This is a genomic window from Desulforhopalus sp. IMCC35007 (assembly GCF_005116575.1).
Lineage (GTDB): Bacteria > Desulfobacterota > Desulfobulbia > Desulfobulbales > Desulfocapsaceae > Desulforhopalus_A.
In genome coordinates this window covers 198,062-215,794 of the sequence record NZ_SWCN01000008.1, presented here as the reverse complement: position 1 = coordinate 215,794, position 17,733 = coordinate 198,062, and the positions used below count along the sequence as shown (strand labels likewise).

16 protein-coding genes and 1 pseudogene are annotated in these 17,733 nt (G+C 43.4%); 11 read left to right on the top strand and 6 right to left on the bottom strand.

Annotated elements, in window-relative coordinates:
• Positions 1 to 4: 4 nt before the first annotated feature.
• Positions 5 to 379, bottom strand: coding sequence for a desulfoferrodoxin (locus tag FCL48_RS10815; RefSeq protein ID WP_136872291.1), 375 nt, complete (start codon positions 377 to 379; stop codon positions 5 to 7).
• 766 nt (positions 380 to 1,145) lie between these two features.
• Between FCL48_RS10815 and FCL48_RS10810 the strand changes: the two genes are divergently transcribed.
• From FCL48_RS10810 to FCL48_RS10785, 6 genes are all read left to right on the top strand, one after another.
• Positions 1,146 to 2,807: a 4Fe-4S binding protein gene (locus FCL48_RS10810; RefSeq protein ID WP_136872290.1), complete on the top strand. Its 1,662-nt coding sequence runs from the start codon at positions 1,146 to 1,148 to the stop codon at positions 2,805 to 2,807.
• Between the two features lie 30 nt (positions 2,808 to 2,837).
• Positions 2,838 to 3,557 (top strand): molecular chaperone, encoded by a 720-nt coding sequence (locus FCL48_RS10805; protein WP_169309179.1) that lies wholly within the window; start codon positions 2,838 to 2,840, stop codon positions 3,555 to 3,557.
• 165 nt (positions 3,558 to 3,722) lie between these two features.
• Complete coding sequence (locus tag FCL48_RS10800) at positions 3,723 to 3,932, top strand: Tat pathway signal protein (RefSeq protein ID WP_136872288.1); 210 nt, start codon at positions 3,723 to 3,725, stop codon at positions 3,930 to 3,932.
• Complete coding sequence (locus FCL48_RS10795) at positions 3,932 to 6,787, top strand: molybdopterin-dependent oxidoreductase (RefSeq protein WP_371418675.1); 2,856 nt, start codon at positions 3,932 to 3,934, stop codon at positions 6,785 to 6,787. The genes FCL48_RS10800 and FCL48_RS10795 overlap by 1 nt, the downstream gene beginning before the upstream one ends.
• Before the next feature lie 13 nt (positions 6,788 to 6,800).
• Positions 6,801 to 7,367 (top strand): formate dehydrogenase FDH3 subunit beta, encoded by a 567-nt coding sequence (gene fdh3B, locus FCL48_RS10790; protein ID WP_136872286.1) that lies wholly within the window; start codon positions 6,801 to 6,803, stop codon positions 7,365 to 7,367.
• A gap of 8 nt (positions 7,368 to 7,375) precedes the next feature.
• Complete coding sequence (locus FCL48_RS10785; RefSeq protein WP_136872285.1) at positions 7,376 to 8,272, top strand: formate dehydrogenase subunit gamma; 897 nt, start codon at positions 7,376 to 7,378, stop codon at positions 8,270 to 8,272.
• A 146-nt stretch (positions 8,273 to 8,418) separates the two neighbouring features.
• Here FCL48_RS10785 and FCL48_RS10780 read toward each other — a convergent pair whose 3' ends face one another.
• Complete coding sequence (locus FCL48_RS10780) at positions 8,419 to 8,778, bottom strand: winged helix-turn-helix domain-containing protein (RefSeq protein ID WP_136872284.1); 360 nt, start codon at positions 8,776 to 8,778, stop codon at positions 8,419 to 8,421.
• A 423-nt stretch (positions 8,779 to 9,201) separates the two neighbouring features.
• Here FCL48_RS10780 and FCL48_RS10775 point away from each other — a divergent pair.
• A pseudogene (locus tag FCL48_RS10775) lies at positions 9,202 to 9,489 on the top strand (hypothetical protein); the annotation flags it as partial.
• Between the two features lie 55 nt (positions 9,490 to 9,544).
• Here FCL48_RS10775 and FCL48_RS10770 read toward each other — a convergent pair.
• Entirely contained in the window at positions 9,545 to 10,021 is a 477-nt protein-coding gene (locus FCL48_RS10770) for a shikimate kinase (protein WP_169309178.1), read from the bottom strand.
• 255 nt (positions 10,022 to 10,276) lie between these two features.
• On the opposite strand from FCL48_RS10770, the gene FCL48_RS10765 reads away from it, so the two are divergent.
• Together FCL48_RS10765 and FCL48_RS10760 are read left to right on the top strand one after the other, a co-directional pair.
• A complete protein-coding gene (locus tag FCL48_RS10765) occupies positions 10,277 to 11,137 on the top strand; it encodes a hydroxymethylglutaryl-CoA lyase (protein ID WP_169309177.1) in 861 nt (286 codons plus the stop codon).
• Positions 11,138 to 11,279: 142 nt separating this feature from the next.
• On the top strand, positions 11,280 to 12,032 hold the full coding sequence (locus FCL48_RS10760) for an enoyl-CoA hydratase/isomerase family protein (RefSeq protein ID WP_136872280.1): 753 nt from the start codon (positions 11,280 to 11,282) through the stop codon (positions 12,030 to 12,032).
• A 210-nt stretch (positions 12,033 to 12,242) separates the two neighbouring features.
• Here the strand turns inward: FCL48_RS10760 and FCL48_RS10755 are convergent, their stop codons facing one another.
• Positions 12,243 to 12,752, bottom strand: a complete 510-nt coding sequence (locus FCL48_RS10755; protein ID WP_136872279.1) for a DUF1499 domain-containing protein — start codon at positions 12,750 to 12,752, stop codon at positions 12,243 to 12,245.
• Between the two features lie 506 nt (positions 12,753 to 13,258).
• On the opposite strand from FCL48_RS10755, the gene FCL48_RS10745 reads away from it, so the two are divergent.
• Complete coding sequence (locus FCL48_RS10745) at positions 13,259 to 14,458, top strand: EAL and HDOD domain-containing protein (protein WP_169309176.1); 1,200 nt, start codon at positions 13,259 to 13,261, stop codon at positions 14,456 to 14,458.
• A gap of 36 nt (positions 14,459 to 14,494) precedes the next feature.
• Here FCL48_RS10745 and FCL48_RS10740 read toward each other — a convergent pair whose 3' ends face one another.
• Together FCL48_RS10740 and FCL48_RS10735 are read right to left on the bottom strand one after the other, a co-directional pair.
• Positions 14,495 to 15,127 (bottom strand): hypothetical protein, encoded by a 633-nt coding sequence (locus FCL48_RS10740; RefSeq protein WP_136872276.1) that lies wholly within the window; start codon positions 15,125 to 15,127, stop codon positions 14,495 to 14,497.
• Between the two features lie 300 nt (positions 15,128 to 15,427).
• The gene (locus FCL48_RS10735) at positions 15,428 to 16,444 is read right to left on the bottom strand and encodes a type I glyceraldehyde-3-phosphate dehydrogenase (protein ID WP_136872275.1); all 1,017 of its coding nucleotides are present in this window, start codon (positions 16,442 to 16,444) and stop codon (positions 15,428 to 15,430) included.
• A gap of 729 nt (positions 16,445 to 17,173) precedes the next feature.
• On the opposite strand from FCL48_RS10735, the gene cobO reads away from it, so the two are divergent.
• Entirely contained in the window at positions 17,174 to 17,695 is a 522-nt protein-coding gene (gene cobO / locus FCL48_RS10730) for a cob(I)yrinic acid a,c-diamide adenosyltransferase (RefSeq protein WP_136872274.1), read from the top strand.
• Positions 17,696 to 17,733 lie beyond the last annotated feature (38 nt).

The following is a 17,733-nucleotide window of genomic DNA, read 5'->3' as shown; positions in this document are numbered from 1 at the left end:
CAAATTACTTTTTCCATAAGCCGTGCAGGTTGCAATATGCGCGGGCTGTTACTGTGTCTACTGGACAAGGGAAAAAAGCTTCAGGCTTGTCTGTAGGGTTTAAAAATTGTCTGTATACTGCGTTTCCTGCAGAGAGCTCGATCCATTCTATCCAATGAGCCTCCGTCATAGGGTGGTCAACTGAGCCCACTGACACATGCCATCCGCCGTCCTTTTTCTCTAAAACGGGAACATGCTTTTCTACCGCTGCGTCGGTGGTGTTTTCTGTCTGCATGGTCATCTGTTGTCCGCAACACATAAGTTCTGCGCCACCGGCAGTGAGTATTTCAGCTACATTGCCACAGATATCACATTTATAGACAGCCAGTTTTTGTGCCATTGAAAAACCTCCTTTGTTTGATTTTATAGTACGTATTCATGTGGAGTACTGAGCGTATCTTCACATTATCCCGGCCAAGTTATTTAGTGTGATACTAAATATTTCCAACTCAACCAACACTTACAATAGTAATCACAGTCTTTGTGCGGGGCAATTGTTAAAATTAAAAATGAAACGGAAGGAATCTATCTATGGTCTATTTGCTCAACCAAGCCATCACAATATCTTTCTAGCAAGCTGTATGAGTTGCTGGAAACAAACATTATGAGCTTTTATTGTAAAGCTCTGGATGGGGATTGCAAGAAAGAATGTGTGGTTCTTATTCTTATCAGTAAAATTTTTCTGTCAGTTTTCTGTCAGTTTTCTGCAGTGTGCGAGATCATTCACCGTATTGTTCATATTTGTAGGGTTTCTCCCTACGACCAAAGATTGTATGTCAACCAAAAATAACCATCAATAACACCCTGTAAATACATGATAAAATTAATATGCAGAGATTGCATATTAATTTTTCATCTGTTATATATATTCCGAATTCATCGTCAGGCAGCTTTCAAAGTCCTTCTGTTTTTAAGTGATAACTCAGAGCTTGTGCGACGATATATGCGATATGGGCGTCACAAATGATCAAGAGCTTCGCTTTGAATGGGAGAATTGTGCGGGATGGTCGGTGGAGATAAACGAAAAGTGATTGAAGATATGCTCGGTTTTTTAACGACTGGAGCTTTGATGTTTACCAATATGTTGAAATATCAGGATTATTATTATGAGCAAAGACTACCTGTTTCATCATGAACTCTCCCATTCTGTCTGTCTGGGGGAACACTTTGACCTTTCGATACAGGAAGGTTCCAAGAGATATCTCATTTCAAATACGAGAGACGCTGATGCAGAGATATATGCTCCTGAGATAAACTGGTATTTTGAAAGTAGTACAGATGATTGGTCTGTAAAAGCGGATAAACTGAATAATCTCTATGACGCTCGCCGCATTGCCTTTGAAGGGGCTGAGGATGTGGAATCCTCCATTCGGGTTGGGAAAAAAATACTGGTTATCGCGGATACTGCTCAGCAGCAGCTTGTAGCTCAGCTCAATCTGCAAGATTTTACCCTGGTGGTACAAAACTCGGCAGATATTTTAGGTTTTGCTGGAAGCCTGGGAAATTTTGTGGCCCAGTTCAAAACTGATCAAGGGGTCGTCAATATCGATGCAGATCAGGTCATCTGGTTTCAGGCACCAGCCAATATTGTCGAGCTTGTCGGGGTTCATGATCCTTTACAGAGGGGCCTGGGAAATACATATCAGGATCTACTGGGCTGTGACGGGATCTTTACCTACAGAAATACGGTCAGGTATATCCGCTCCTCGTGTCTTCAAAGCAATAAAAACGGTAAAGTCTGCAATAGATGTGTGGAAATCTGCCCTGCAAATGCCCTTGCTTATTCAGCTGAAGAAAAACAGATTTTACTTTCGAGTATTCAGTGTATCGGATGTGGCCTGTGTGCAGGAGTTTGTCCGACAGGAGCCCTGGAGTATGCACCATCTCCACGGTCAACTTTTGAAAGAGCAACTGTCTTTTACAGAGGAAGTATTCCTTTGATCGTCTCAAAGGATACGGATCTCACAGAGTTGGAGGGTCCTCTTCCAGCGAATATTCTGCCCCTTGCAGTTGAGGATTATGGATTTCTTGATGAGGAATACCTGTTAACACTTCTTCAAAATTCCAATCATCCGATACTCATCTACGCCCGGGAAGAATCAAAAATTCAAATGGGCAGTGTGAGACTGCTCAACGAAATATTTGGTAAAATATATGGGAGGCAGGTCATTTACCTCTGCACGAGTTCCGGGCAAGTCCGAGAAAACGCCGAGGCTGCTGTTTGCCTTCCTGAGGATCTCATTCAACATGTCGATGAAGGTGTTAGTAGAAGAGTGAGGCTGGTAGAACGGTTATCCTACATTGTCGGCAACGCCGATCATGGTTGCATTACTCCAGACGCTGACATGCCCTATGGAGCGATCACCATAAACGAAGAACACTGTACCCTTTGTTTGAGCTGTGTTGACGCCTGCACGCTACACGCTCTGGAGGCTCATGCTGAAGATAACACCCTGCGCTTTACTCCAGCTCTCTGCGTTCAGTGTGGCTGGTGCGAGCAGATCTGTCCAGAGGTTGATTGTCTCAAGGTTGCTCATGGTCAACTGGTTTTACAAGCCTCTTATTTTGAACAGAAAATTATGGCCAAGGATGAGATTTTTAATTGTGTGGAATGCGGTAAAGGCTTTGCTCCTGCAAAATCAATCGCAAAAATCGTTACAATCATGACCGAGGCTTTTGCTGGAGACCCTTTACGCAGTCGTGCACTTTCCTGCTGTCCCGACTGTAAGGCCAAGGTCATGTTTGAGTCTTTGAGCCAGGATATTTGAACCTGAAATTCGGGAAAAAAGGATATGGAAATGGATCGCACCTCTATAAACAAAGCACGTAGCGTATATTACGGTATGTTTGCCTCTCTGTTCGCCTTTAATTTTAATGAAAGTCACCATGATTCTATCATTGCAGCCGTGAATGTTTTAGCGGAACATCCGATGGATGAAGAGTCAGGTATGGCTCTGAAGGCAATGATACAGCAGCTTGAGGCATTAACTTTTGAAGGGTTGAAAAATGAGGGGAACCAAATATTTTTCTCTCCGACAACCTCCCATGTTCCAATGACGGCCTCATTCTACGATGAGAAACGCGATGACGGTAAAAAGCGTGTAGCAATGATGAATTATGTCCTCAATTCAAACTATAGGCGCAATACAGACATCTTTAAAGAAAATGAAGACCACATTGAGTTTATCGCTCTTTTTTTGAAAACACTCATCGAAGAAGAAATCAAAGGACAAGAGTATGCGCAGTGCCTGGCCAGAGAAGTCTTTGAGCAAATCCTCAACCCAATGATTGATACCTTAAGTGAAAAGGTATTCAACCACGAAAACAGTCTGTTCTATAAAAATGCTGCCATTGTTTTGCGTTCGTTTGCTGAATTTGAAAGACTCTTTTTAAACGTCAGCAGGCCAGCTGTAAGTGCATATGACGAGATCGCTGGACCGGACATTAAAGCGCGAAAGGTGAAAAAACCACCTCGTCAACTCGTAGAACGAAATGTTGAGGAATTTGTAAGCATATAAACACAAGATAGTCGCCTGACAGCAAAAAAGTCACTGCCACAGCGCTCTGTTGCGGTGTGTTGTCTTTGTCAGCTGATATGTTAGGGAAAGTTGTTTTGTTGAGGTAATGTGCAAAATATGCATATTACGTCCCGTGATTGTAAATATCAAACGAGAGGAGGAATTATGCATGAGCAGCGAAGAAGTTTCTTGAAAGTAACTCTTGGGGCTGGAGTCGCAGGAGTCGGGACATTGCTTGCAGCTCAATCCGGCCTGGCCGGTGATGATGTAAAGCCCAGCGCTTCCAATGGAGTTGTGACAGGGAATTCTCCCAAAAAAGAGATCCTGTATAAAAAGACACAACACTGGGATATTTACTATAAATCTTCATACTAATGGGAGGAAAGTTTGTGATCAACGATACATTTAAGCATATGTCATCAAAGATTGGCAGGAGATCTTTTTTGAAACTTGCAGCGGTCGGGGCAGGTATGAGCGCTACAGCAGCTCTTGCCGCAAGCGAGTCGATCAGACCGGCTACTGAAGAAGAAATAAAAGATCCGTTTCCAGGTTCCAAGAAGGTGAAAACAATCTGCTCCATCTGTTCTGCCGGCTGCGGTATTATTGCAGAGGTGCACAATGGAGTTTGGGTCCGTCAGGATGTTGCCCAGGATCATCCCATTAGCGAAGGCAGCCATTGTTGTAAGGGTATTGACCAGATTGATCTTGTCAAAAGTAAGCAACGTCTGAAATTTCCCCTGAAAAAAGTTAACGGCGAGTGGAAGCGAATCAGCTGGGAAACTGCAGTCAAAGAAATTTCAGAGAAGATGCTCGCATTGCGTAAGGAAAATGGTCCTGATGTCGCAATGTTCCTCGGTTCGGCAAAATTCAACCTGCAACAGGCCTTCTATTTTAGAAAGTTTGCTGCGATGTGGGGTACAAACAACATTGATCACGTAGCCCGTATCTGACACTCCGCAACGGTCGCCGGTGTGGCGAACACATGGGGTTATGGGGCTATGACAAATCATTTCGGTGATGTTGTTGAACATTCAAAAGCAATGCTGGTTATTGGTGCAAATCCAGCCGCTGCAAATCCTATAGGAATGAAACACTTCCTCCAGGCAAAAGATAGAAATAATGCGCCGCTCATTGTTGTTGATCCGGTTTACACAAAAACTGCAGCAAAAGCTGATCATTATTTACGGATTCGTACAGGTACAGATGTGGCCTTTATTTATGGCCTGCTTCATGTAATCTTTAAAAATGGTTGGGAAGATAAAAATTTCATTAACTCTCGGGTTTATGGAATGGATGACATCAGGGTTGAGGCTGAGAAGTGGACTCCTGAAGAGACTTCCGATGTCACCGGTATTCCCGCTGCCAAGATTATTCAAGTTGCGACTATTCTGGCAAAAACAAAACCCACGACTGTGGTATGGGCTTTAGGTATCACCCAGCATAGCACAGGCACCTCAAACACCAGGATTATCCCTATTCTTCAGTTAGTTCTTGGAAATATGGGTAAAAAAGGTGGTGGTACGAATATCATCCGCGGCCATGATAATGTTCAGGGTTCAACAGATATGTGTTGTCTCGCTGATAGTCTGTCAGGGTACTATGGTTTGGCAGAGGGGGCATGGAAATATTTTGCGAACTCCTGGGGTGTGGATTTTGACTGGCTCCAGAAGAGGTTTTACGCACCTGAGTGGATGGAGGCCAAAGGTTTTTCTCTGGCCAAATGGTGGCAGGGTGTCCTGCAGGAAGAAAAAACCTATTCTTCAAGTCCAATCAGAGCTCTATGGGTACAGGGCAACGGTATTACTTCAATGGCCCAGACGGCAAAAATCCAGGAGGCTCTGGATAAACTCGATCTCCTGGTCATTGCTGAGCCATTTGTCAATGAAGCCGCAGTTATTACAAATAAAAAGGACGATATTTACATTCTTCCGGTTGCAACCCAGTTTGAGACTGAAGGTAGTGTTACAGCAACGAACCGAACTTCCCAGTGGAGAAGCAAGGTTGTCGATCCTCTGTATGAAAGTAAACCAGACCATGAGGTGATGTTTGCCTTTGCCAAAGAGTTTGGCTTTTATGATGAGTACACCAGGGCCATGAAAATGGCTGTGAAAGACGGCGTACTGACAGAGGTGAAAAAGGATTTCAACTGGCCAGACGATGCCTCCGATGAAATTGCCAGAACAATCAAAACCATTGGACTTGGTGGCTGGACAGCCAAGCGTCTGAGGGCTCATCAGGAAAACTGGCATATGTTTGATCCTTTAACTCTTGCCGGAAGTGGACCCATGAAAGGGGAGTATTATGGACTTCCATGGCCCAGTTGGGATGAAAAGCATCCCGGCAGTCCTATTCTTTATGATGTTGATACACCTGTTAATGAAGGTGGTATGGGCTTTAGGAACAGGTTCGGCTTAGAGCATAATGGAGTCAGCCAGCTTGCTGAGAGCGGTGTTGATATTGCTGGATCCAAGGTTAAAGGCGGTTATCCTGAGATTACCAAGGAAAACATCGAAGAGGTGCTTGGTATTCAATTGACAGCCGAAGAAAAGGCGAAAATTGGAGCGAACTGGAAAGTCGACCATAGCGGTATCATCCAGGCAAAATGTAGAGCAGCAGGTGTCGCCCCATATGGTAACGCAAAGGCACGGACTATTGTCTGGACATTCCCAGATCCGATTCCAAAGCACAGAGAGCCCATTCACTCTCCAAGGCCGGATCTGGTAGCAAAATATCCTACCTATGAAGATCAAGAGAATAACTTCAGGGTAGACGTGAAGTTCATCTCTGAGCAAAATGCCCAGGTATGGGCCAAGAATTTTCCTACAATGCTGGTGTCGATGCGGGTGGTGAACCTCAGTGGGGCTGGAATGCTTGAACGTACGAGCAAATACCTCTCCCATATAACTCCGGAAATGTTTGCAAATATTCACCCTGATCTGGCCATGGAGTACGGTCTGCGTGACGGTGACATGATGTGGTTGCATGCTCCCCAGGGAACAAAAATCAAGGTGAAGGCACAGTATAATTACAGTGTAACACCGGATCGAATTGCCCTGCCGTATAACTTTGCGGGCTTAATGCAAGGTGTGGATATGAGCCAGAACTATCCAGAGGGAACCAAACCTTATGCGATTGGTGAAAGTTCTAACACAATCACCAATTATGGATTCGATATTATTACGCAGATACCTGAGTTTAACGCAGGTTTGTGCCGAATTGAAAAAGCATAGGGAGGGATGAATCATGAGTAGTGAACAAGCTCGAATGAAGTTTTATTGCGACAATAATCGTTGCATTGAGTGTTATGGTTGCTCTGTTGCCTGTGCGGAAGCGCACGAGTTACCTGTCGGTATAAGCAGACGTAAGGTTATTACCCTCTATGAGGGTATAGAAGGAAAAGAAGTTTCAACTTCCATAGCCTGCATGCATTGTAGCGATGCACCCTGCGCTCAGGTTTGTCCCGTTAACTGTTTCTATATCAGAGAGGACGGTATTGTTCTTCACGATAAAGAAAAGTGTATTGGTTGCGGTTACTGCCTTTATGCCTGTCCTTTCGGAGCACCTCAGTTTCCACGGGATGGTGCATTCGGAACCAAGGGTGCCATGGATAAGTGTACCATGTGCGCAGGTGGCCCGGAGGAGACGAATAGTGAAAAAGAGCGACATCTTTATGGGCACAACCGTATAGCAGAAGGTAAAGTACCCATTTGTGCTGCCGTCTGTGGTACCAATGCCTTGCTCGTTGGAGATGCTGAGGAAATTTCAGCTATATACAGAAAGAGAGTCAGCTCAAAAGGACAGGGGGCCTGAGGCATGTGATGAAGAAAATTATATTTTCTATCATCACTCCCCTGATTTTGGCGTCAGCTGCGTATGCAGCTGACAGCCAAATATGGGGCGAGATGATACTGTCAAACATTAAGGCCTATGGAGAGGTGTCGTCCTTTTCTCTCGGCCCCCTGTTTGTATTGTTGCAGAGTGCATATTTTTCAAAGATATTTCTGGTCGTTGTTTTGGCTGTACCTACTGTTTTTCTTCTGCACTATCTGATTATCGGGCCAAAGGTCTTTTCACATGATGGTGACAAGATCTATGTTTTCAGCCTGTTTCAAAGAATCATCCACCTTATCGCCGCCGTAGCTTTTCTCATATTGATCCCCACCGGGCTTATGATAATCTTCGGCAAATATTTAGGTGGAGGATCGCTTGTACTTGGCGCCAGATATCTTCATGGAGTTGCAACGCTGATGTTTATTGTTTCGGTCATCCCGATGTTTCTGTTCTGGCTGATCGAGATGCTGCCAACCTTGGATGATATTAAGTGGGTATTTATTCTTGGTGGATATCTCAGCAAGGAAATTAAAGAAATTCCTGCAGGGAAATTTAATGCCGGGCAGAAAATGTGGTTTTGGGTGGCCTCTCTGGGCGGCGTTGTGATGATCGCAACCGGTGCTGCAATGTACTTACAGGATTTCAATTACAATATAGCTGCAAGCTTTGGGCTCTCACAAATTGATTTCTTGAGAGCATCGGCGCTAATCCATAATGTGCTGGCGGTGCTGATCACAGCATTTTTCTTCACCCATGCTTACATGTCACTCTTTGCAATCAAGGGTGCTATTCACAGTATCATTACAGGTTATAAGGAAAATGACGAGGTGAAATATCTTCACAGTTCTTTCTATAAAAAGCTTAAAAAACAGGGACAGATCTAGCGTAGAAAGGTGAGTAAAAGGTCCTATGCATAAGTTACTCCCCCGCCATAATTAGGTGAGCATATTTCTTTAGGCTGCAGTTGAGATGGCCCCGATACGGAGGACATCTCGGCTGCAGTTTTTAGTGTATACGTTAATCGTTAGATTTATATTTTGAACAATTCACGAAATCGTTTATCGGCAAATTCCTCTACTTCGCGTTGCAGCTTCTTATAATTGTTGATCAGCTCTCTTGCCTTTGGAGTAAGAGTTGTTCCACTACTATCCCCCCGGCCCTTGTTGGAAACGACGAGTTGATCCGCGATGTTTTCCTGAAGTATTTTTACATGGGTCCAGGCTTTTTTATAGTTTAAACCCATGGTTTCAGCGGCCTTGGCGATACTTCCTTCCTGTTCGATTTTTTCAAGGATTTCGGTTTTTCCTTTACCAAAAAGGAGATCTTTGTGTTCATTCTCAATCCAAATTTTCGTCTTTATGTGTAAAGACGATGAGTTGCTTGGCTTCATATTTCAGCACCGGAATCATTTTTATGGGCTTGTTGGTTGGACGTCTCAGTGTGATCGCTCGGTAGTATAAGCAACATTGTATCTGCTGAGCAATACATAATATATATTTATGGCGCTGAAGACTCGAGTGGGTCTGAAGGAAACAGATCTTATTGTGACTGTCGGACTGTATTCATAATAGCCCAGTTAGTGTCTTTAATTTTTCTCTGTGGTGAGGTGGCGGATCGGATTTTGATCGTTATGTTAAACGACAAAAGATGTCTTCAGACAGAACTTTAATTGTGACAGGGGCGCTGTCTCTGTTACGCCATGCTCCTGGCTACAGAATATGTATGAGTCAGGTGACTAAGAAAAACTAAAGAGAGGAGAAAAATGAATATTGATTGGGCCTATATGCGTAAAGGTTGAGTTTCCTGCAAAAAAGCCTGGATGGTTTTTGAGGAAAAAAGTGTAACTGTAGATACTGAAGTAGACGCGAAAAAAGCGGTGTGTCAAAGAGAAGAGGCCTATGCACTTGTGAAAAATGCTGATAAGGTGGTTGTTGCAAGTGGCCAGAAAACCCTGGAGTATGAGCCAAAAACCGCGGATAAAGATGAGTTGCTCAGTAAAATCACCGGTCGAACCGGCAATTTAAGGGCTCCGGCTCTTAAAATCGGTAATGTCTATTACATCGGCTTTAATTCTGGAATGTACGAAAAAACCTTTTCATGACGATGGCTGAAAACAGAGGGGAGTCTGGCCATTGCCATACTCCCTGACTGCTTTTTCACTTCAGGAGAGATAGAATGTTTTCGGCTACTTCCGCAGGTGTTTTGGATCCTGTGTCCACTGTCTGAAAGCGCTGATAGCCTTTTTCTCTTTCTTGTAACAGTTGGACAATTTTGGCCTTTGGGTTGGCACCTTTCAGTAAAGGTCTTGTATTGATCTGATCTTGTTTAAGCCGGGACAGGATTTCTTCAGGTGTTGCGAGGAGGCTGAAAACATTGCCGTTTTTTTCTAAAATTTCTGCGTTTAAAGGATCCAGCATCATTTTACCACCTGTGGATATGACCAGGTGCTCTCGTTTGGCGAGGTCTCTGGCGACTTCATTTTCCAGTTTTCGAAAGGCCTCTTCACCAAATTGACTAAAAATGTTTTCTATGCTCATTGCCTGCTGGGAGACAATGATCTCATCGGTGTCAACGAACTCCCAGGACAATTGCTGGGCAAGTAATTTGCCGATAGTTGTTTTACCTGTGGCCATGAATCCTGTCAGTATAATATTTGATTTTTGTCTCATTTTGAAATAAGTGAAAAAAAGCTGAGATATAATGATAAATCTGCCGGTAATACATCTGCAACAGACCCGCTTGTTTGTTTGTCTACGATACACTGCCTAAAAAAGAGTATAAAGTCTAAATCCTAGCTTTCAAAAAGCAGGCTTGAAGATAATTCCTAATTTCGACAAGACGATAGGGTAGAGATATAACCAGAGAAATACATAGTAACCATGAAATGTTTGACACAAGTACTGTTAGAGGATGAGACCCTGCGTGATGGATTGCAGGCTGAGCAGAAAATATTTTCACTGGAAGAAAAAATATTTATATATCAGAAACTTTTAGAGGCTGGGGTGCGGCGTGTTCAGGTCGGTTCATTTGTTCACCCGCGTATTGTGCCGCAAATGGCTGAGACAGCAGAGTTTGTAAGGGCAATTCATGGGCTCGACGATAACTGTTTATTGACGGCGTTAGTGTTGAATGCAAAAGGACTGGAGCGGGCAATGGAGTGCGGTCTTACCCATCTTACAATGTCTGTTTCTGTCAGTGATTCCCATAGCAGAAAAAATGCCGGGGTGAGCTCAGAGATAGCATGCCGTGCAATGGAAGAGCTCATTCGCAGCGCCTGTCATAATGGGATAACAGTTCGGGCCGGGATTCAGTGTGCCTTTGGTTGTACAGATGAGGGACCTGTTCATAAAAAAAGCGTGGTAGATACTGCAGTATCTTTCAGTGAAGCGGGAGCCATAGAAATAAATCTGGCAGACACCGCTGGAATGGCCCAGCCTGAAGATGTCAGAGCATTAATCCCGCTGGTGAAAAATAAACTTCCAGATCTGTCTGTATCGATGCATGCCCACGACACGAGTGGTTTCGGTCTTGCCAATATGCAAGCAGCCTATGAAGCCGGAGTGAGAATATTTGACACTACTACAGGTGGGCTTGGAGGTTGTCCCTTTGTACAAAATGCAGGTGGAAATGTCGCAACGGAAGATGCTGTAGAACTTTTTGACTCCCTTGGTGCCCAGACAGGGGTCGATCAACAAAAAATCCGTTCTCTCACGACTTGGATCTATCGGAATTTAGGTCGGAACATGTAAAAAACATACGTTGTTCCCGTATTCTTTTCTGTTCAGTACAAGTAGATATCAATGTTGACCTTAACGTAAAAGTATTGTACCTCTTCATACAGTGTAGAATGAGGTTGAGTTTCTGGTAAAGATAAAGCGAGGAGGGGAGAGCATGGAATTTACAGAGTATAAAGATATCATTGTCAGCTGTGAAAATAAAGTCGCACGTATACAGATAAATAGACCGGATAAATTGAATGCCATCCGTATGCAGACCTATCGTGAGTTGATTTCCGCTTTTGAAGTCGTTGACGGTTTGCCGGAATGTCATCTCATTGTACTGGAAGGAGCAGGCGGACATTTTTCAGCAGGGAATGATCTTCTTGACCTTGTTGGTGATGATCTGTTGCCTCTTATGGAATGTGTACAAGGTATTTTTAAAACAGTGGCCCGATTAAAAAAAATTCTTGTTATCGCGGTGGAAGGAGTTGCCGTGGGAATTGGGACGACTCTTTTACTCCACTGTGACTATGCTGTTGCCTCTGGCAAAAGCAAATTTCGGCTCCCCTTTGTGAATCTCGGCGTAGGTCCTGAAGGTGGTTCCAGTGTGCTGCTCTCAAAAATTATTGGAGAAAAAAGAGCAAGAGACGTGTTGTTTTCAGGACGATTTTTCTCGGCAGACGAGGCCTATACCTGGGGACTCATAAATGCAGTTTCTGAGCCGGGGAAAGCCTCAGAAGTGGCAGAAGAGTATGTTCGGCTCCTGTTACAGCAACCGCTGGCTTCTCTGATGGCAACAAAGCAGCTTATGAAGGCAGAGCAGCCAAACATTGAAGATGTTATTGACAATGAGTTGAAGATTTTTGGTACTTTGCTGGCAACAGAAGAAACACGCAAACGGATCACGATGCTGCTGAAAAAGTAACAGGGTGCCGGACGCCGGTATCGCGCATCGCAGGGGGGCGTCATGTTCTGTGCTAAAGTCAGGTGAGAGCTGCAATGACGATAAGGTAAGCAGACCCTTGTCAAATGATGTTCTCTTTGTGACTGCTTTACAGGGTGATTTGCCACTGGCATATACGGTGTCAAATCGCCCTATAGGATAACACCGTACCCTGATAAGTAGTGTACCGTGTCAAAGGCTCCCTGCACTGTCAAGATGACCTTTTGGGCCTTGCCCGTTAAATGAATTGTTATATGCCAGATAGTCAGAGAGCAACTGCTTATATCGTTTTCTATTGAGTCCTAAATCAGAGTAGCCAACTCTGGATGCTGAGCGAAAATGTATTGCCCGTATGCGCTCATCAAAGAAAAATTCAAGGTCATCATGAAAATGCAAGGTTGCGGTGGTGCTCACCGCGTGGATGTAGTTTTTCTCTTCTTTGATAATGTCAATGTCGTTATAATTGTTAAGTATTTTCAGCAGGGCATTTTTGCTTTCTTTTAGCCCGCTCTGTTTAAAAGGAAAGGGTTCAACCCTGGTCGCTTCAGCTTCAGATTGACTGGACACCACGTTTGGGGTTCTTGGCACAGGGGCCAATTGGCCGTTCTTTACTCCTATGGTCGGCGGTGTTTTCTGGTTTTTTATAATTGAGCCAATAATCAACAACAAAAAGAGTGCGGACAGAATATAGAAAATGTTCATAATTATTGATGATTTTTTGGATGAGTAAAAGCCTCTTTTTCAACCTGCTACAGTTGTCCTGGCAACTGCTGATAAGTGTCTGCAACGTTCTTTTTATACCATAACGGGTTAAAATTCCAACCAATTGTGTTCTGCTACCATCGCAATGCACCTCATATCGCTCTAGCAAAAATAAAAAACACCCTGCGACCCTGCCACAGTTGAGCTCAAGGGCTCATGATAATCGATGTCTTGCCTTGCTGTAATGCCCCAGTTGTTTACATTGTCTAAAAAATCTGCTGGACTTTTTTACATGGTGACCGAAGGTCTGAGAGGGAGGCAAAGAGACAATAGGCTATGTCTTTGATCCAGGGTGCAAGTTTTCCAAGATGAAAGCATAGATCACGAAAATAATAGATAATCTGAGAGAAAATTTTGTAATTTCAAGCTGTAGTGATACACTACCATTATCCTGTGTTTGAAAAAAAATGAGTTGTGATGAGAATTGTAATAATCTGGAGAATAAGATGGATGTATTTGTCGCAAGACAACCTATTTTCGATATCGATAAAAAAATATATGCCTACGAACTTTTGTTTCGTTCAGGTGAATCAAATGGATTTCCCGACATAGACGGGGAGACCGCAACAACGAGCCTGTTGTCGTCGTCCTTTTTTACAGTTGGAATAGAAAAGGTTGGTGCTGGAAAACTTGTATTTATAAATTTTACGGAAGATCTGATATTGAACCGGACACCACAGCTCTTTCCACCACAAAAAATGATGGTTGAGATATTAGAAGATGTAAGTCCTGGTCCGGAAATCGTTTCTGCATGTGCAGAGCTAAAAGAGAAAGGCTACTTGCTTGCCCTGGACGATTTTGTCTATTCCAAACAGTTTGATGAGCTTCTTCATCTTAGTGATATAATTAAAATAGACTTTCGTCTCACCCCTGTGGCAACTTTGGGGGAAATGGTCAAAACTCTCAAGCAGTATAATTGCAAGCTGCTTGCAGAAAAGGTTGAGACCTATGAGGAATTCCATAAGGCTGTAGAACTGGGGTTTGACTATTTTCAGGGTTATTTTTTTTCAAAACCCGAGGTTTTAAAAAATAAGGATCTTTCATCATCTCAGATGGGGCTGATACGGCTTATCTCCCAAATAAATTCTGCAGAATTTGATGTAGATTCCCTGGCAGAGTTGGTGGCTCAGGACGTTTCTTTAACCTACAAGTTGCTAAAATATATAAATTCATCACATTTTTCACGGTTGCAACCTCTGTCATCAATTCGGCAGGCGATTTCATTTTTAGGTGAAAATGGTTTTAAGATGTTTGTCTCCCTTATTGCCACGAGCAAACTCTCTGAAAATAAACCGGGAGAACTTATCCGTGCCTCCATTATCAGGGCGAAGTTTTTAGAGCAAGTCGGCGGATATTTGAAAAAAGAGAGCAGTGAACTTTTTTTGCTTGGATTATTCATGTCGATTGATGCAATGCTCGACCAAAGTATTGAGAACATTATTGGTAAAATGCCTCTTTCCGAAAAACTGAAAGAGGCTCTTGTTGCCAGAAAAGGCGAGCTGTTCATCTTTGTACGCCTGATCGAAACCTATGAGGCGGGTAATTGGATTGCTTTCCGCTTTGCTCAGAAAAAGCTCAATATTACGGATACCATGATCAGTGATTTTTATGTCGAGGCCCTCGGCTGGGCAGATTCTTTTGACTAGATAATCGTAATAACATTCTCCGACTACAGGTGGCCATTACAGTGTAACTGAGGTTATCGGCTGGGCCTCAATGTGCTGTACAATTTCAGGTTTGACAATCACCTCCTGTTGCCTGCCATCAACGTAATAGATGAGAATATCTTCTTCCCTGATCACGGCGGAATAGACTGTTCCTCCCCCCATCGTCTTATCCTCCCAGCGGTTGAGGATCCATTTGGCCTCTTTTGTATCCGTTGTCCAACTGAGCCCATGGGGGATATTCGTAAGGGAGCCTCTGTAGGCGGTACAACCTTCCTTAGGAAACGGTTTACCGAGTGCTTTTAGCTTTTTTTTATCGCATAAGCCAAAAAGCATAACCCAGGTTTCATAATCCCCGGCGGGTGCAAACGGGGTGTTTTTACGGTAGTACAGTTTTAGAACAGTACTTTCCAGTGTCTCTGTTTCTCTAAATTTTTCAAGGTTGTTAAGGAGAAACTGAATATGTTCTGTGGGGTTGAGAACATACATCGCCTCTGCTGGCAATGTGGCCTTTCTAAGTTCGGCCCGGATTTCTTTTATTTTTGCATCCTGCATTGCCTTATGACGTTCCTGCATTTTTTCATTGCTAAAAGTTCCGACAAAATCAAATGGGGGATGAAGAAAGCGTATGTCGTTGAGTTTCCATTGCATCGTAAAATCTCCTGTTATCATCACGTAGGTTAATAAACGGATTGAGCATGTTGCATGTATTTCAAGCGTATATTGCAGATGGTGACTATGGCGAGGATGGCGGGTATGCCTTTTATCAATATCCTGTCAGACAAAAAGAAATTGCAGCACTTTTTATAATGTAATCTTTTCATAGAAAACTCTCTGTTTGATTGACGAAAGTTACTATTTTTAATTGTTTCAAAGTTCCAGGTTATGTAATCAATGGTACAATTGCCTGGGGGGAGTCTGGAGTAGACCTTGTCGAAATAACCTGCAATATCACTTAAGGCTGAGCCATTTATTGGCAACATCAAGCATTCTGTTAGCAAAGCCCCATTCATTGTCAAACCAGCAGAAAATTTTTACAAGGGTATCTCCACAAACTTTCGTCTGGCTGCCATCAAATATTGAAGATCTTGGATCTGTGTTAAAATCGATTGAGGCATGGGGCTCTTCTGTATAACCGACGAGCCCCTGTAAAGAACCCTCAGATGCGGCTTTGACAACTCTGTTAATTGCATCTGCGGTGGTGGGTCTTTTCACATTAATAGAAAGGTCAAGTGCCGAGACATTGATTGTTGGTACACGAACATGAAGACATTCAAACCGGCCGCTCAAGTGGGGCATCAACCTGTCAATCCCCTTGGCAAGACCTGTGTCGATCGGGATTATGGAATGTAGAGCACTTCTGGTAAGGCGCAGGTTGGTGTGATGGTAGCTGTCGATAATAGGTTGGTCATTCATGGCGGAATGAATGGTTGTTGTTACCCCGTTTATGATGCCAAATTCACGATGGAGTAAATCCAGGATAGGCACGATGCAATTGGTGGTACACGAGGCATTTGAGACGACTTTATGATCTGCATGGAGTTGTGAGTGGTTGTAACCATAAACTATGATTGAATCCACTGCCGGGGTAGCGGGATGAGAGAGCAGGATACGCCTGGCTCCGCTTTGCAGGTGGACTTCCGCCGTTTCCCGGTCAGAAAATGTCCCTGAGCATTCAAACAACAGATCCACATCAAGATCAGCCCACGGTAGAAATGCTGGGTCAGTCTGGCTGAATATCCGTATGGTATCGTCTCCAATGCGCAACTGATCACCTTTAAATGACAAGGGATAGGGGAATCGGCCGTGGGTGGTGTCGTAGCGTGTGAGATATGTGAGGGTCTCAATGTCAGCCAGTTCATTGATCGCAACTATTGAGAACTTTGAGCGAAAGGGTGATGAGTAGATGGCTCTCAGCACCGATTGTCCGATTCGTCCGTAACCGTTTATAGCAACTTTAAAACTCATGCCTGTGTAATCGTCCTGATATGTAATATTTTTGCTTTTCATCGCAGTCCATGGAAATTTTGTACTGCGGTGCATCGTTTGTGGTTAAGTCAATAAAGCCAAACCGTGATGACTTAGGTATAGACCTGCAACAATTTTTCTTTTTATCTCAACAACTACTGTTCGTTATTCAGATAAAACCAGATGGCATTTAAGCCTCATACAGCCTGTTCATCATTACTGCGATTTGCATCAGATAACAATAGCATCTTCAAAGGATTGGCAGAAAGTATGGCCTGTAGTTTCTACGATCCGATTGCAGGTTTGCTCTGCGGTATTCCCTATCCTGGGCAGGTTCTTTGAATTTGAGGTAGAGTAAGGAGTGACTGAAAATAATTGTTGTGCAAAGGCAAGAGACAGTATCATTCGTAAAATAATGGATAAAAGGATAGATGCGGCCTCGGTCAGATGCTCTGCTTCTCAAGAGAGGTGCATACACATGTACTGTGCAACGAGGTCGTAGTGTCTTGATTCTGCTGATATCATTGTTCACAGAACCAGAAAATATTTTCAAAACATCATTACTGAGAATTTTTTCCTGTGGTGGCTCTTTGTAATTCTGCTTTTATACCCTCCTCTTCTGTTGCTATCCTCTCTTTGATTGACTAAAGAGTAATAAAAACCAGGGACCTTCTTTGAATCCTTTGAATATACTCTTTTGTCATTTTGTAAGATTTTAATGGAGAAACTATGGAGACTTGCGGGCGAGTAATTATAAATACCGGTAATGGGAAAGGTAAAACCACGGCAGCTCTTGGTACTGCATTTCGTACCCTGGGCCATGGCGGCAGAGTTTGTGTTATTCAGTTCTTAAAAGGCCAGGGTCAGTACGGTGAGCGAGTTATGGCTGGTAAAACAGAGAATCTTGACTGGTTTATCTGCGGTAAAGGTTTTGTTTTTAAAAAAGATAATATTGACGAAGACCGGGAGGTCGCTCGGCAGGGGTTTGAGATCGCCCGGGAGAAGGTTCTCAGCGACCAGTATGATCTCATTATTCTAGATGAAATTACCTATTTACCCCTTTATGATTTTTTAGACGTTACAGAAATTGTTAAGTTAATTCAAAATAAACCCAAACGTCTTTCTCTCATTTTGACAGGGCGGGATGCCGTGCCTGAGCTCATAGCGGTTGCCGATACTGTGACGGTTATGGAGCCTTTGAAGCACGCGTATGAAAATGGCATTAAGGCTCAGAAAGGTATAGAGTTTTAACTTTTTTTCTTAGTTGAGGCCTAAAAAAAAATATTGCT

Coding starts and splice junctions, on each gene's coding strand:
- FCL48_RS10815 (WP_136872291.1), bottom strand. CDS start 379: ATGGCACAAAAACTGGCTGTCTATAAATGTGATATCTGTGGCAATGTA.
- FCL48_RS10810 (WP_136872290.1), top strand. CDS start 1,146: ATGAGCAAAGACTACCTGTTTCATCATGAACTCTCCCATTCTGTCTGT.
- FCL48_RS10805 (WP_169309179.1), top strand. CDS start 2,838: ATGGATCGCACCTCTATAAACAAAGCACGTAGCGTATATTACGGTATG.
- FCL48_RS10800 (WP_136872288.1), top strand. CDS start 3,723: ATGCATGAGCAGCGAAGAAGTTTCTTGAAAGTAACTCTTGGGGCTGGA.
- fdh3B (WP_136872286.1), top strand. CDS start 6,801: ATGAGTAGTGAACAAGCTCGAATGAAGTTTTATTGCGACAATAATCGT.
- FCL48_RS10785 (WP_136872285.1), top strand. CDS start 7,376: ATGAAGAAAATTATATTTTCTATCATCACTCCCCTGATTTTGGCGTCA.
- FCL48_RS10780 (WP_136872284.1), bottom strand. CDS start 8,778: ATGAAGCCAAGCAACTCATCGTCTTTACACATAAAGACGAAAATTTGG.
- FCL48_RS10770 (WP_169309178.1), bottom strand. CDS start 10,021: ATGGCCACAGGTAAAACAACTATCGGCAAATTACTTGCCCAGCAATTG.
- FCL48_RS10760 (WP_136872280.1), top strand. CDS start 11,280: ATGGAATTTACAGAGTATAAAGATATCATTGTCAGCTGTGAAAATAAA.
- FCL48_RS10755 (WP_136872279.1), bottom strand. CDS start 12,752: ATGAACATTTTCTATATTCTGTCCGCACTCTTTTTGTTGTTGATTATT.
- FCL48_RS10745 (WP_169309176.1), top strand. CDS start 13,259: ATGGATGTATTTGTCGCAAGACAACCTATTTTCGATATCGATAAAAAA.
- FCL48_RS10740 (WP_136872276.1), bottom strand. CDS start 15,127: ATGCAATGGAAACTCAACGACATACGCTTTCTTCATCCCCCATTTGAT.
- FCL48_RS10735 (WP_136872275.1), bottom strand. CDS start 16,444: ATGAGTTTTAAAGTTGCTATAAACGGTTACGGACGAATCGGACAATCG.
- cobO (WP_136872274.1), top strand. CDS start 17,174: ATGGAGACTTGCGGGCGAGTAATTATAAATACCGGTAATGGGAAAGGT.